The following is a 14,465-nucleotide window of genomic DNA, read 5'->3' on the forward strand; positions in this document are numbered from 1 at the left end:
TCACTTTAAACACTTTCGTGCCCCCATGCAGTGATAGCGGTCACGCATCCAGCGCTAATAAAAAACCGCGCATGGTGCGCGGTTTTCAGTCGGTTCACTCAATCTTCAATTCTTCGGTCGCTTGCTTACTGCTGCTTCTTCTGCTGCCCGTTATTGTCGTCTCCGTAGATGGAGTACTGGTGCGCCGGTGGGTCCAGCTTGATCACAATCTCCTGCGAGGGCTGGCTGATGTCGAAGTCTTGGCCGTATGTCTGGAACCCGCGCGCAATCACCTGCACACGCAGCTTCCCATAGGGAACGCCTGGAAACGAGGTCTTCCCTTCCATATCCGTCTTCAGGTTCACTCCCCCTGATTCCTGGTTGCCATCTTTGTCCACCGGATGCAGAATCACCGCCGCAAACTGCACCGGCTTACCATTCGACGCCTTCACGACAGAAAATTTCAAGTTGCTGGCGTTACTCTCGTCTTTCTTCTTCTTATTCTTCTGCGCGAAGGAAATCCCCAGCAACAGAAGTACCGCAACAATAAGAATGGAGGTCTTCCTCATCTAAAGCCACCTCGCATTCTATTGTAAGCGGCTGGATTGCCCCTGTCATCAGGGCTGGCCAAGCTTTGGACGTCTCAGGATCGGACGATCGCTGTCCTTCGCCCCACTGACGTTCGTCTGATCGCTACCGCCCTTGTGCTCGGACTTCAGGAGGGTTGGGCCATTGGATTTCTTTTTCAGCAGCGTGCGCTCATTCAGGATTGAGGCCAGGCGCGCCTTGATGTTCTGGAACTCGCTCGTGTCGACAATGTATTCCGGCCGCGGCGGCAGGTACTCCGCGATCTCTCTTTGTGCGCGTTCTACCCTGTCCGCCGTCATCGGGTGTGTCGAGAACGCCTTCGCAATGAAGTTCTTCTTGTGCTTCTCCTGCGCTTTTAACTTTTCGAAAAAGTTCACGAAACTTGTTGGATCGTACCCGGCCTTGTACTCGTACTCGATCCCAAGCAAATCGGCCTCGCGCTCGTTGTCACGGCTGAACTTCAGGAAACCCATCGGAACCGCGAGCCCCGCCGCCTCTTCCACCGCGAACCCCACCGGACCGCCAATGAAGATCAACGGAATCGAAGCGACATTCCATATCTGGCCTCGCGTCATGTTGCGCGTCGCATGCCGCGCCGCCACGTGCGCGATCTCGTGTGCCATCACCCCGGCCAGTTCCGACTCTGATTCCGCCGCCATGATCAGGCCCGTATCAACGTAGAAGTAGCCACCCGGCAGCGCAAATGCGTTGATCTCATTGTCTTCGATTATCTTGACTTTGAATGGCACCACCGCGTCGGAGTTGCGCACCAGGTTCTGTGCCAACCGATTGACGTATTCGTTGATCACGGGATCCTTCAGGATGCGCGCGTTCTGATCCACTTCCTGCGCCATCTCGCGTCCAAGCGCTTCTTCCCTCTGGATCGAGTAAAAGTTGATTCCTTTCCCTATTCCCCGATCGCCAATCAGGTGGACGTCGTACTTCTTGGGGATATGCTTCTTCAGTTTGGCCCCGGTGATCGGTGTCGCCGGTGGAGTAATGGCCTGTGAAGTCGCTTCCGCCCACTGCAGACTAATCTCTCCGGTTCGCGGATTTTCAATCTTCGAAAGCTCCCCCATCATTGCAGGCGGTTGCGCAACCTGGGCAGTGAGCGGCAATCCAACACAGCATAGAATCAGCGGCAATAAGTACCGGACGAACTTCGCAATTGTGAACAGGAGCGGACGCGCTGGGGAGGGCGGGCGAAGCATTTGCAATTACCGATGCGGATGACAGCAGCCTGACCATTAAGAGTCATGGCATAACCAATGACGTTGCCCACTAAGTAGACTCGATGGTCCTCAATGAAAGCAGCAGTGTCATTCACCGAGCTGCTCGGCAGCGAAGGTGTACTCGCGAATGACACCGACGGTTACTTCTGGGAAAAATTGAATACCCGGGTTGAAGACCAGCCCCGAAGGCGGCTAATATCAATGCTGACGGTAATTGGTAGTAAGTCTCTGCCAATCAGATACTTACATTGAATTTCAATCGCTTCTGCTTGACAGCTAAACCTGGAGTCATTTACATTAGCACTCGCTGAGCCTGAGTGCTAACAACCGCTCGGCCCCGAAGTTCTGCCCGCCCCCGCGGGCCAAATTTAAACCGCAAAGATACCCAAAGCACACACTTCGAAAGGAGTTGCAGAATGTCAACGAAGCTCACACCTCTGCATGACCGCATCGTGGTACGCCGCGTTGAGGAGGCCGAAACCACCCGTGGCGGAATCATCATCCCCGACACCGCCAAGGACAAACCGCAGGAAGGCGAAGTAATCGCCGTCGGCCCTGGAAAGAGCAATGACGAGGGCAAGGTGTTCCCCCTGCAGGTGAAGGCAGGCGACCGCATCCTGTTCGGCAAGTACGCCGGAACCGAAATCAAGATTGATGGCGAAGATTTCCTGATCAAGCGCGAGGAAGAAGTCCTCGGCGTCCTGACCGGAACCGCCAAGAGCGTCAAGAAGGCGTCGTAATCCGCTTCGCGCTCTGATGCTGCACCGTGATGTCCAGCCCTTTGTCATCACGACCGTAGCAAGGGATCTGCTGTTCAACGAATTTTGAAACTTGAGGAGATTTTGATATGGCTAAGCAGATTGTTCATGGCGAAGAGTCGCGGCAGGCTATCCTGCGCGGCGTCAACATTCTCGCCGACGCAGTCAAGGTGACACTCGGTCCGAAGGGCCGCAATGTTGTCATCGAGAAGAAGTTCGGTTCGCCGACCATCACCAAGGACGGCGTTACCGTCGCAAAGGAAATTGAACTGAAGGACGCCCTCGAGAACATGGGAGCCCAAATGGTCCGCGAAGTCGCCAGCAAGACCAGCGACGTGGCCGGCGACGGCACCACAACCGCCACCGTTCTGGCGCAGTCCATCTTCCGTGAAGGCGTGAAGACCGTTGCCGCCGGCGCGAACCCGATGGCCCTGAAGCGCGGCATCGAGAAGGCCGTCGCCGCGGTCATAGGCTCTGTGGACGCGGAAGGCAACCGCATCCCAGGCGCACTCGACAAGTTCTCCAAGAAAGTTGATCGCGACGAACTCATCGCCCAGGTCGGCACCATCTCGGCCAACAACGATGAGACCATTGGCCGCATTATTGCCGAAGCCATGAAGAAGGTCGGCAAGGACGGCGTCATCACCGTCGAAGAAGCGAAGACCATGGAGACGCAGCTCGAAGTCGTCGAAGGCATGCAGTTCGATCGCGGCTATCTCTCGCCGTACTTCGTCACCGACCCCGAGCGCATGGAAGCTGTGCTGGAGAACGCGATCATCCTCATCCACGAGAAGAAGATCAGCTCGATGAAGGACCTGCTCCCGCTGCTCGAGCAGATCGCCAAGAGCGGCCGTCCGCTGCTCATCATTGCGGAAGACGTCGAGGGCGAGGCTCTGGCCACCCTGGTCGTCAATAAGCTGCGCGGCACCCTGCAGGTTTGCGCCGTGAAGGCGCCTGGCTTCGGCGATCGCCGCAAGGCCATGCTGCAGGACATCGCGATCCTCACCGGCGGCAAAGCCATCACCGAAGACCTCGGCATCAAGCTGGAAAACGTCCAGATGGCCGACCTCGGCCAGGCCAAGAAGCTGACCGTCGACAAGGACAACACCACCATCGTCGAGGGAAAGGGCAAGTCGTCCGAGATCGAAGGCCGTGTGAAGGAAATTCGCAGCCAGATCGAAAAGACCACTAGCGACTACGACCGTGAGAAGCTGCAAGAGCGTCTGGCGAAGCTCGTTGGCGGCGTTGCCGTAATCAAGGTCGGCGCGGCTACTGAAACCGAAATGAAGGAAAAGAAGGCGCGCGTTGAAGACGCGATGCACGCAACCCGCGCGGCTGTCGAGGAAGGTATCGTTCCGGGCGGCGGCGTTGCCCTGGTTCGTTGCATCTCGGCCGTCGAAGCCCTGAAGCTTGAGGGTGACGAGGCCATCGGCGCCAACATCGTGAAGCGCGCTCTGGAAGAGCCTCTGCGCCAGATCGTCGGCAACGCCGGCGAAGAGGGCGCGGTCGTGATCGGCAAGATCCGCGATCACAAGGAGCCTTCCTACGGCTACAACGCGCAGAGCGGCGAGTTCACCGACCTCGTGAAGGCCGGCGTCATCGACCCGACCAAGGTTACCCGCACCGCGCTGCAGAATGCGGGCTCTATCGCCGCACTGATGCTGACGACCGAAGCACTGGTCGCCGAACTGCCGGAAGAAAAGAAAGCTCCGGCAATGCCCGGCGGACACGGCGGCGGCATGGGCGACATGTACTAAACCGAGCAGTTTCGTTGAAAGTAGGTGCCCCATCCTGGCCTCAGTTGCCAGGGTGGGGCTTCTTCTTTGGAAACTGCAATCTGCTTTGGCCGAAAAATCAACTGGGTACCGGAAATCGGCGAAGTCAGGCTACAGTCCTGTCGCTGACCGCTGTGCGATTTTCCACCGCCCCCTTCGCCCTGTTTCTGCTCGCGATGCGGGCGCTCGATTGTGGCTGATGGACTTGGCGCCTGCACACATGGTGGCGTCGAGCGCAAAGCGGCTTTCCCTCAGGACAGGAGTTCTCCTTTGAAGCCAAAGCCTCTCGTCCTTCATCTAGTATTCGTAACTTCGCGAAGGTGGCATGATGTCTTCCTTTCCCGTACCCAGCGCGCTCGATGCTCGCACGCAGATGTTTCCTGCTTTGACCGAAGCCCAGATCGGTCGTATCCGCCCAATCGCAAAGCAGCGAAAGGTAGCACCTGGCGATGTCTTGTTTCGTCCCGGAGAGACCCGCGTACCATTCTTCGTTCTACTCTCCGGCAGCATGGAAATTGTGCAGCCGTGCTACCAAGGCGACCGGCTGATCGTGCAACACAACGCTGGAGAATTTACCGGCGAGGTGAACATGATTTCCGGCCAGCCTTCACTCGTTCTTGGACGCATCACCGAGCCGGGCGATTTCCTCGAACTCAGTCCCGAGGGACTTCGATCGCTGGTTGCCCGCGATGCCGAGTTGAGCGAAATCATGATGCGGGCGTTCATTTTGCGACGGTTGGCGCTCATCACAAACGACCTCGGCAATGTGATAATTCTCGGCTCGCGCCACTCGGCGCACACCCTTCGTCTCCGCGAGTTTCTCAGCCGTAACGGATATCCTCATCATTACGTCGACCTCGATACCGATAAGATGTCTCAGGAACTTCTTGACCGGTTCGAAGTCAGGCTCGACGAGATCCCGGTCGTCATCTGCAACGGACAGACAGTGCTCCGCAATCCGTCCACGCAATGCCTTGCCGAGTGTCTCGGCATGAACCAGCACGTCGATAGCGGACAAGCACAGGACCTTGTTATCGTTGGAGCCGGGCCTGCGGGCCTCGCCGCCGCTGTCTATGCCGCCTCTGAAGGCCTTGATGTTTTGCTGGTTGAAACGGAAGCGCCTGGAGGCCAGGCGGGATCAAGCTCCAAAATCGAAAACTATCTCGGTTTCCCTACTGGCGTTTCTGGCCAGGAGCTGGCGTCACGAGCTACGCACCAGGCACAGAAGTTCGGCGCCAAAATGATGGTCGCCCACAGCATCGTGAAACTCGATTGCGAACGAAATCCCTACAAGGTTTTTCTTGACGACGGCCGCGTTCTTTCCGCCCGCAGCATCGTGATCGCCACCGGAGCGCAGTACAAGAAACCGAACCTGCAAAACCTTCGCAAATTTGAAGGCCAGGGCGTTTATTACGGAGCGACCTTCATGGAATCGCAGCTGTGCGAAGGCGAAGACGTCATCGTTGTCGGAGGCGGTAACTCCGCCGGACAGGCTGCGGTATTCCTTTCGCAGACCGTGCGCAAGGTCTACATGCTCGTGCGCTCCGGGGGCCTCGCCGACACCATGTCGCGTTACCTCATCCAGCGGATCGCGGAAAACCCTCACATCGAGATTCATTACAACACTGAAATCGCCGACATCCAGGGCGTCGGTCATCTCGAATCTGTGTCCTGGATCGACAAGACTACCCGCGAGACCTCGACGCATCCGATTCGCCATGTCTTCATCATGGCTGGAGCGTCACCGCGAACCGAGTGGCTGCGCGGCTGCCTGGCGCTCGACGACAAGGGATTCATTCTTACCGGGCGCGACCTCGACACATTGAGAGGGGCGCCCGCACCCGGTTGGACTCTGACGCGCACTCCGCTAATGCTCGAAACCAGCCTTCCCGGCGTCTTCGCCGTCGGTGACGTTCGCTCCGGAAGCGTCAAGCGCGTCGCCTCAGCCGTCGGCGAAGGCGCTATCTCAGTTCACCTGGTGCATCGCGTTCTCGCGGAGCTTTAAAGAGAATACTCAGGAGTTCGACCATGTCCATCCGACCCGTCCGACGTCTCATCAAATCCAAGCCAACCCTGGAAGGTGCGGGTGTCCATCTACGTCGCGCATTCGGCTTCGGCAACACTAAAGACTTTGACCCTTTTCTTCTGCTCGACGACTTTCGCAACGATGTTCCCGAGGACTATTTGGCTGGTTTTCCCTGGCATCCCCACCGTGGAATTGAAACTATCACCTACGTTCTCGCGGGGACCGTGGAGCATGGTGACAGCATCGGCAACAAGGGAGTGATCTCGGCGGGCGATGTCCAGTGGATGACCGCCGGCAGCGGCATCATTCACCAGGAAATGCCGAAGGGCGATCCAGCAGGGAGAATGCACGGCTTTCAACTCTGGGGAAATCTCCCGGCATCTCAAAAAATGGTTTCACCGCGCTACCAGGAAGTGAAGGCTGTCGATATCCCTTCCGTCACAGATGACGACGGCACGCATGTGCGCGTCGTGTGCGGAGAGTTCTGGGGAAAGAAAGGTCCGGTGGACGGCGTTGCCGCAGATCCGATCTATTTGGATGTTTCGGTCTCGCCGGGCAAGAGAAAAACCCTGCCCGTCGAAACGACTCGTCATGCCTTTGCCTATGTCTTCGGCGGGAGTGGAAAATTCTGCAACGCGTCAGACCCCTTGGCTGTGCCCACTGAAACGGTGAAGTGGCTCGACACGAACCCACCCGTCGAGGCTGACAACCGTTCGTTGATCCTCTTCGATTGCGGCGATGAGGTCACAGTGCAAGCCTCGGACGACGGTATTCGTTTCCTCCTCGTCTCAGGAAAACCGCTGGAGGAGCCGGTCGCATGGTACGGTCCAATCGTGATGAACACACAGGAACAACTCCGCCAAGCGTTTACCGAATTGCAGCAGGGTACGTTCCTTAAGGACAAGCGCTAGTCCAATCCGGACTTCCGGGTGCACCGTGGCGATCAGGCCCTGTCATCAAGCCATCCAGAAACTCGCATACATTCTCTGGGAGATGCGCGGCCGCCCTGAAGGCGACCCAGAGGCGGACTGGATAGCCGCCGAGCGCGAGTTTACCGACGCACTCAATGATGGCCGCTTGGACGGCTTCGATCAGGCCTATGTGAACAATACCGCCACTGCCGGACAGCTGCGGCGTTCGCTCGGCAGTTCTGTCGCTGAGCCTGGCCGAATTCCCTGCTTACCTCAGAACGACAATCTCAACCCGCCGAAAACTTCTCTCAGCGGCCCCGGCTGATAAGAATTCCCATCGGGATCGGGCTCGGTAAACGCAATGTAGTTGGTCGCCGTCAGGTTCCTGCCCGATACAAACAATGTGCAACTCAGTTTGCCGCAGTGCCATTGCTTTGATGCTCGCGCATTCAGCAGTCCGTAGCCATCGATATAGGCCTGGTTCGTTGGATCGATGAATGCCCGCGAATACGCCTGCGTTCCCGCGCTCAACGTCAGGTCATGAGGCAGGTTGAAAGTCGCATCGAAGTAGAGCTGCTGATTCGGCGAGTTCGGCAGCCAGTGCCCAACGAGGTTTCCGGGATAGTTTTGGCTTACGTATTGCTTGTAAACAAAATGTGAGTAAGTGTAGGCCCCGGAAAGCGTTACGAGATGCGTCGGAATCCATCGCATTTCGGTTTCCAGCCCGTAGCGACTGGTCTCTCCTGCATTCCCGTAGAACGTCTCCAGCGGACGACTGGAAATCCTATAGCGCTCGAAATCGTTCTTCGTGTCCAAATGAAATACCGCCGCATCGTAGAACAAGCGATCGCGAATGTGTCCCCGTATTCCACCCTCCACTCCCCAAGACGTCGCCGGCACCAGGTGGGTATTGAACCCGCCAAGCGCATCGGGATTGGCGTACAACTCTTCCGTCGCTGGCGGCAAAAATCCCTGCCCCCACGATGCATAGAACCCAGTATCCCTGCGAGGATTGAACGTCACGCCAATACGCCCCGTCGCCCGGTCAAACGTCCGCTGCCCGGATAGATCGAGTCCATTGGCTTGCAGGTAATCTTTCAATTCATTGCTGATGTGATCTTTGCGGGCGCTCGCCAGAATCGACCACTTCCCGCCGATCATCATCCTCTCGGTCACGAAGCCTGCAATTCGTCGTTCCGTTATGTGCTGGTTTGCGAGCAGGTCGGAGCTCTGCAGCCCGCCGCCAAGATTCGGGTGGCGAAAATCGTCTGCCATCTGTGCATCAAGATCGAAGCCGACGCTGAGATGGTGTCTCACACTTCCGCTGCCAAGATCTGCGTCGTATTGCGCCGAACCACCTGGCGAACCGATATCCTGGTGATCCACCGACGACGGCACCGACTCATCATAGTGCGTGTAACGCCCATACGACGAGAACGAGATCTTCTGGTTTTCAGCGAACGTCCACTGTCCGGTGAGTGCACCCGTGCCGCGCTTCGTCTTCTGGTATTCGTTGAAAGTCAGCGCATCGGGGTTGGGCTGGCGCGGATCTTGCTCGACTTGCTGAAGGTTCAAGCCTTCCGGATTCTGATTGAAATACCCAGTACCGGAACCGATCAAATTCAGTTGCAGACTGCGTCCAAACTTGAAGGTCAGCTTGCCGTAGAGATTGTTCCCATAGAAACGCGTGTGAACCCTGTAGCCATCTCCTGCCGCGCGTGCCGCCGATAGAAATAGCGATGTTTCTCCGAACCGCTGTGAGTATTCTGTCCGCCCCTTATAAAAGCCGTTCGAACCGCCGAGCGCCGAGAGTTCTCCGTGCGGATCGTCTCCCGCGTTGCGAGTCGAAATATCGATAACGCCGCCCGAAGATCCTCCGCCATAAAGAAACCCCACTGGGCCGCGCACGACATCGACTTCGGAGACGCCCCCCCAATCCACATCAAACAGATCAGGCGCGAACCCTGTCGGATCGTTCAATGGAATGCCATCCAGCAGAACCTCAATGCCGCGTATTCCGCGCTCGCTCAGAATCCCCTGTCCCCGCATTGAGACATGCACGCGCTCCTGGTTCGCCTGGTTATCCACCTTCACGCCGGGGACGGCAGCCAGGACTTCTTCCGCAGCAACCGATCGCGGGAGGGCACGCAACGTTTCGGGTCCCACGACTCCGGTGGCTGCCGGAGTCTCCGACAGCGGCAACTCAAGCCGGGGCGCGTCGACTGAAATCTCCTCCTGCACCAGCACGGTCCGCGCCAAGGTCAGGTTGAGTTCGCTCGTCTTGGAGAAATCGATTGTCAGCGTCTGCGGGTAGAATCCCGGTGCAACAACCGTCAGTTGCGCTGTTCCAACTGGCGCAGCATGAATCGTGAACGCACCCGTTTCATTCGTAACAGCCGTGACTCCCGATTTCGCGATTGCGACATTGGCACCTTCAACTGCACGACCTTGCGAATCCTGCACGACGCCGTGCAATGTGCCTGTCTTTGACTGTGAATTAACCTCGGCAGGAAAAGATATGAATATGAGGACGATGGTGCCGAGTAAAAACCTGGAACTTCGGCCTATTTTATTGGTCAGCAAAGGAGGCCCCCTATAATCTAGCCTAGCACTGAAGGCACACCGACTACATGGCAGCAATCCCGCCGCTGCTCTCGATACCCTTTACCACTTCTCAGAAGATTCTGCTGTGATGAACTGGCAAAGTAGGTGTTCTTTCAGTTTCATCCCAGTGCGCCGAACCCGCGTCTCGGCTGCCCCCTTCAAATAAAAAGACTCGGACTTCACCGATTGAAGTCCGAGCCGTTTTATCCGTTGCTGGCGACCGAGCAGGTTCGCCAGCAGTTAGCAACCGCCTTGTGCGGCCAGCGCTTCCGAACGCACCGGCTTGTGTTCCATCTCGGCTGCCTCAACGACTGCAAGGGCTGCCGCGTTGACGATGTCCTCGACCTCGGCACCGCGCGCCAGCAACTGCACTGGCCGCTGCATGCCCATCAGGATCGGGCCCAGGGACCGTGTGCCGCCCAATTTCGGCAGCAGCTTGGCGGCGATGTTGGCCGACTCCAGGTCTGGGAAGATCAGCACGTTTGCACCGCCCTTCAGTGAGCTGAACGGGTAGTCTTGCTCCAACATCTCCGGTGACAGAGCAGCGTCCGCCATAATCTCCCCATCCACTATCAGCGTTGGATCCGCTTTGTGCAGCAGGGTGACGGCCTTGCGTACCTTCTCCGCGAGTGGATGGCTCGTGCTCCCGAAAGTCGAGAATGAAAGCATTGCGACTCGCGGTACAACGTCGAAGTGCCGGGCCATTTCCGCGGTGCAAAGCGCTATTTCCACCAGGTCTTCCGCCGTGGGTTCGATGTTGACAGTGGCGTCTGCGAGGAAATAGAGATCTCCAGCTTGGGTGATCATTCCATAACAGCCGGATACCTTATGCAGGCCTTCCCTCATCCGCACAATCTGCAACGCTGGGCGGATGACGTCCGGGAAGTGCTGCGTCTCGCCGGAAACGAGCGCGTCGGCATCTCCCATGTGTACCATCATCGAACCGAAAACGTTGGGATTGTTGATAAGGGTAGTCGCCTCGCTCAGAGTCACGCCTCGACGCTGCCGGAGTTGGAATAGCTCGCGACTATAGGCGTCCCTCAATGACGAAGTGTTCGGGTCTACAATGCGCATTCCGCCGAGATCCAGCCCAAGTTCGGCAGCCTTCGCGTCGATAATGGAACGATTCCCGATCAGGATCGGCGACGCGATCTTTTCCTCGGAGAGGTAATGGCACGCCCGCAGGATCTTATCGTTTTCTCCCTCAGGGAATACCACCGTCTTCGGGTGATGCTGTGCCTTCTGGATCATCATGCGCGAAACTTCATGCGCCTTGCCGAGCCTTCGTTCGAGTTGCTCACGATACTCGTTGATATCGATTGGTTCCTGTGCCACGCCCGTGCGCATTGCTGCTTCTGCAACTGCAGCGGCTTCCCAAATCAGGACGCGGGAGTCAAATGGCTTCGGAATCAGGTACTCAGGACCAAACCTCAGCGAGTCGACTCCATACGCCCGGCATACGGACTCCGGCACATCCTCTTTCGCCAGGGCCGCCAGCGCGCGAGTCGCTGCCAGCTTCATTTCTTCGTTGATGGCCGTTGCGCGGACATCGAGCGCACCGCGGAAAATGAATGGGAAGCCGAGAACATTGTTCACCTGGTTGGGATAATCGGAACGCCCAGTGGCCATGAGCAAGTCTTCGCGGCAGGCCCTGGCGGTGTCGTAATCGATTTCTGGATCTGGATTAGCCATCGCGAATACGATCGGCTTCGGTGCCATCGAGCGCACCATATCCGGCGTAACCGCTCCCTTGACCGAGAGTCCCACGAAAACGTCCGCGCCTACCATTGCTTCTTCCAACGTGCGGAGTTTCGTATCGACGACAAAACGCTCCTTGTATGGATTCATCCCGCTCGTGCGGCCCTTGTAAACGACTCCCTTTGTATCGCACAGGATGATGTTTTCGCGCTTCACGCCAAGCCGTACGTAGTGTTCAGAACACGCAATGCCGGCGGCGCCCGCTCCATTCACGACGAGCTTGATCTTCGAAATGTCTTTTCCGGCGAGCTCTACTGCATTCAGCAGCGCTGCTCCGGAAATGATTGCGGTCCCGTGCTGGTCGTCGTGGAAGACCGGGATCTTCATCGTCTTCTTTAATGTCTCTTCGATGTAGAAGCATTCCGGAGCCTTGATGTCTTCGAGATTGATCCCGCCAAATGTCGGCTCCAGCAATTGGCAGAGCTTGATGATTTCGTCCGGATCGTGCGTGTTTACTTCGAGATCGAACACATCGACATCGGCGAATCTCTTGAAGAGGACACCCTTGCCCTCCATGACGGGTTTACCCGCAAGCGCACCAATATCCCCCAACCCGAGCACTGCGGTCCCGTTGCTGACCACGGCGACGAGATTGCCTTTCGCCGTGTATTTGAATGCATCATGTGGATTGTCGGCGATTTCGAGACACGGAACCGCCACACCCGGTGTATACGCCATGCTCAAATCATGCTGAGTCTGGCAGGGCTTCGACGGGCGAACTTCAATCTTCCCCGGACGATTCCCATGGTGATAATCAAGAGCCTGCTGTTTTATGACGGCCATTTGGCCCTCCTGGCATATGAATCGGCGATATGAATTTTCAAAATGGCGGTGCTGTCGCGAGGTTCTACCAGGCTTCCGAGTCGCTGTCGGGATCGTGCTCGGCGTTCGTGCCAATCATCGTCCGATCCCCCCAAAGCAACTCCGCCAGAACTCCACAATGTGGGCAGTACAACTCGATCACGTGATTCGGTGTGACCTCTCTCGTCACCACGCCCTCGCTACCACATTGCAGGCAGAACTTTATCTGTACACCTCTCATCGCGGCTTCTCCTTCGTCCCTTGGTTCGTTAATGGCCGGACATACTTCTCCGGCTTCGTTCCTATACCTATGCACGTAAGGGACAAATCTCGCCGCGAGTCGTGTTCCTTGTTTAACAATGTCTTACCGGCAGCCGATTGATCCAGCGCTGCACTTTGCAGCACTGTCGGCAAGCCGCACCACTGCAAATTGCAGCACCCGACAAAATAAGGCGACCGTCCGCTGCAGCACCTCAATCTAGTAGACAGTCACATCACCCATGGTGCTGTTATCTGGCACACGTACGCACGTGATAGGGGTCACTGCACAGACGGACGGGCGGATTCATGTTTAATGAGTGGCTGTCTCTTCCCAAGTCTCGGTCCGACTTGCAGATTCGAGCCGTATGCCGTATACGGTCCTGATCGTTGATGACGAAGAGCTTATCCTGCGCACCATCTCCAATGGCCTGCGCCAGGAGGGCTTCGAAGTCCTCACTGCTGCATCCGGCGAGGACGCCGTTCAACTCTTCACCCAACATAACCCCGACATCGCACTCGTAGACGTCATCCTTCCGGGAATGAATGGCATAGAACTCCTGCGCGAGATCAAGGGGGCAAACTCGGCAGCGGTCGTCATCATGATGAGCGCGCATCCCGTGATCGATCAGGCCGTCGAGGCCATGGAACTTGGCGCCTTCCATTACCTCGGAAAACCATTTCGGATGGCAGATCTCCTCGGCACTATAAAACGGGCGACGGAAGTACTCGCGCTGCGGGTCCGCGTAAATGAGACCGTCGAGACCGCGAAGGGTGCTTACAATTTTGGACGAATTTCGACCCAAAACGGCGACACCAGCGAGACGCTGGAACGGGCGCGCAAAGCCGCCGACTCAGACCACACCACCATCCTGATCCAGGGCGAAAGCGGAACCGGCAAAGGCGTCCTCGCACGCGCCATCCACTATGCCAGTCCGCGCGCCTCAATGCCGCTGCTGGAACTGAATTGCGCGACCTTGCCGGACACGCTGTTGGAAAGCGAATTGTTTGGCTTTGAGGCTGGCGCCTTCACCGACGCTCGTCACCGCAAGAAAGGCCTGCTCGAGCGCGCGCATGGTGGCACGGTTTTTCTTGACGAGATCGGAAACATGTCCCCGAGCGTGCAGGCGAAAGTTTTGCAGGTACTGGAAGACGGCACATTCTGGCGCCTGGGCGGGACACAATCCATTAACGTCGACGTGCGCCTGATCGCCGCAACCAATGTGAACCTGAAGGAAGCCATCAGCGCCGGGCAGTTCCGGGAAGATCTCTTCTACAGGCTGAACGTGGTCCCGCTCTCGATTCCTCCGCTGCGCCGCCGCAAAGAAGACATTCTGTCGCTCGCACTGGAGATGATGGAGCACTTCAACCGCGAGTTGGGCAAGAAATTCACGGGATTCACCCCTGCCGCCGCCCATCTTCTTCGCCAGTATCCGTGGCCCGGAAACATCCGTGAGTTGAAGAATGCCATTGAACACAGCATGATCCTCTCAACCGAAGGCGTTCTGGACGCCGACGACCTTCCGGAAGAGATTCGTGCGACGGCCTCTCCTGTGGACGTCATGATCGCGCAATCCAGTGCGCTCCCGCCGGACCTCAGCAAGTTCGTCACACTACGCGAACTCGAGGACGACTACATCGAACAGGTTCTCGCCGCAACCGGCAACAACAAGAGCCTCACCGCCAGGATCCTCGGCATCCATCCCACATCCCTGCTCAGGCGCTTCAAGAAAAAAGAATCGTAGATCAGAAAAGAATTGGGATTGGTGCGCCAC

The 14,465-nt window shown here is 57.3% G+C and carries 11 protein-coding genes; 6 read left to right on the plus strand and 5 right to left on the minus strand.

Going from position 1 to position 14,465, the window contains the following annotated elements; translation table 11 throughout:
• Positions 1–125: 125 nt before the first annotated feature.
• On the minus strand, positions 126–548 hold the full coding sequence (locus ROO76_22235; GenBank protein ID MDT8070890.1) for a carboxypeptidase-like regulatory domain-containing protein: 423 nt from the start codon (positions 546–548) through the stop codon (positions 126–128).
• A 48-nt stretch (positions 549–596) separates the two neighbouring features.
• Positions 597–1,778, minus strand: coding sequence for a M48 family metallopeptidase (locus tag ROO76_22240; protein ID MDT8070891.1), 1,182 nt, complete (start codon positions 1,776–1,778; stop codon positions 597–599).
• 437 nt (positions 1,779–2,215) lie between these two features.
• Between ROO76_22240 and groES the strand changes: the two genes are divergently transcribed.
• The 5 genes from groES (at position 2,216) to ROO76_22265 (ending at position 7,594) form a co-directional block, all read left to right on the plus strand.
• Positions 2,216–2,539 carry a co-chaperone GroES gene (gene groES, locus ROO76_22245; GenBank protein ID MDT8070892.1) on the plus strand — a complete coding sequence of 108 codons (324 nt, stop codon included), beginning with the start codon at positions 2,216–2,218 and terminating at the stop codon, positions 2,537–2,539.
• 107 nt (positions 2,540–2,646) lie between these two features.
• The gene (groL, locus tag ROO76_22250) at positions 2,647–4,314 is read left to right on the plus strand and encodes a chaperonin GroEL (protein MDT8070893.1); all 1,668 of its coding nucleotides are present in this window, start codon (positions 2,647–2,649) and stop codon (positions 4,312–4,314) included.
• A gap of 343 nt (positions 4,315–4,657) precedes the next feature.
• Positions 4,658–6,337: an FAD-dependent oxidoreductase gene (locus tag ROO76_22255; GenBank protein MDT8070894.1), complete on the plus strand. Its 1,680-nt coding sequence runs from the start codon at positions 4,658–4,660 to the stop codon at positions 6,335–6,337.
• Positions 6,338–6,360: 23 nt separating this feature from the next.
• Positions 6,361–7,269 carry a pirin family protein gene (locus ROO76_22260; protein ID MDT8070895.1) on the plus strand — a complete coding sequence of 303 codons (909 nt, stop codon included), beginning with the start codon at positions 6,361–6,363 and terminating at the stop codon, positions 7,267–7,269.
• 25 nt (positions 7,270–7,294) lie between these two features.
• Positions 7,295–7,594 (plus strand): DUF2934 domain-containing protein, encoded by a 300-nt coding sequence (locus ROO76_22265; protein ID MDT8070896.1) that lies wholly within the window; start codon positions 7,295–7,297, stop codon positions 7,592–7,594.
• Here the strand turns inward: ROO76_22265 and ROO76_22270 are convergent.
• The 3 genes from ROO76_22270 to ROO76_22280 all read right to left on the minus strand — a co-directional run bounded on the left by ROO76_22270 (position 7,543) and on the right by ROO76_22280 (position 12,673).
• Entirely contained in the window at positions 7,543–9,852 is a 2,310-nt protein-coding gene (locus tag ROO76_22270) for a TonB-dependent receptor (protein ID MDT8070897.1), read from the minus strand. The two genes, ROO76_22265 and ROO76_22270, sit on opposite strands and share 52 nt — an antisense overlap.
• Before the next feature lie 261 nt (positions 9,853–10,113).
• Positions 10,114–12,414, minus strand: a complete 2,301-nt coding sequence (locus ROO76_22275; GenBank protein MDT8070898.1) for an NADP-dependent malic enzyme — start codon at positions 12,412–12,414, stop codon at positions 10,114–10,116.
• A gap of 64 nt (positions 12,415–12,478) precedes the next feature.
• A complete protein-coding gene (locus ROO76_22280) occupies positions 12,479–12,673 on the minus strand; it encodes a hypothetical protein (GenBank protein ID MDT8070899.1) in 195 nt (64 codons plus the stop codon).
• A 385-nt stretch (positions 12,674–13,058) separates the two neighbouring features.
• On the opposite strand from ROO76_22280, the gene ROO76_22285 reads away from it, so the two are divergent.
• Positions 13,059–14,435, plus strand: coding sequence for a sigma-54 dependent transcriptional regulator (locus tag ROO76_22285; GenBank protein ID MDT8070900.1), 1,377 nt, complete (start codon positions 13,059–13,061; stop codon positions 14,433–14,435).
• Positions 14,436–14,465: the final 30 nt, after the last annotated feature.

The organism is Terriglobia bacterium (genome assembly GCA_032252755.1).
Lineage (GTDB): Bacteria > Acidobacteriota > Terriglobia > Terriglobales > Acidobacteriaceae > JAVUPY01.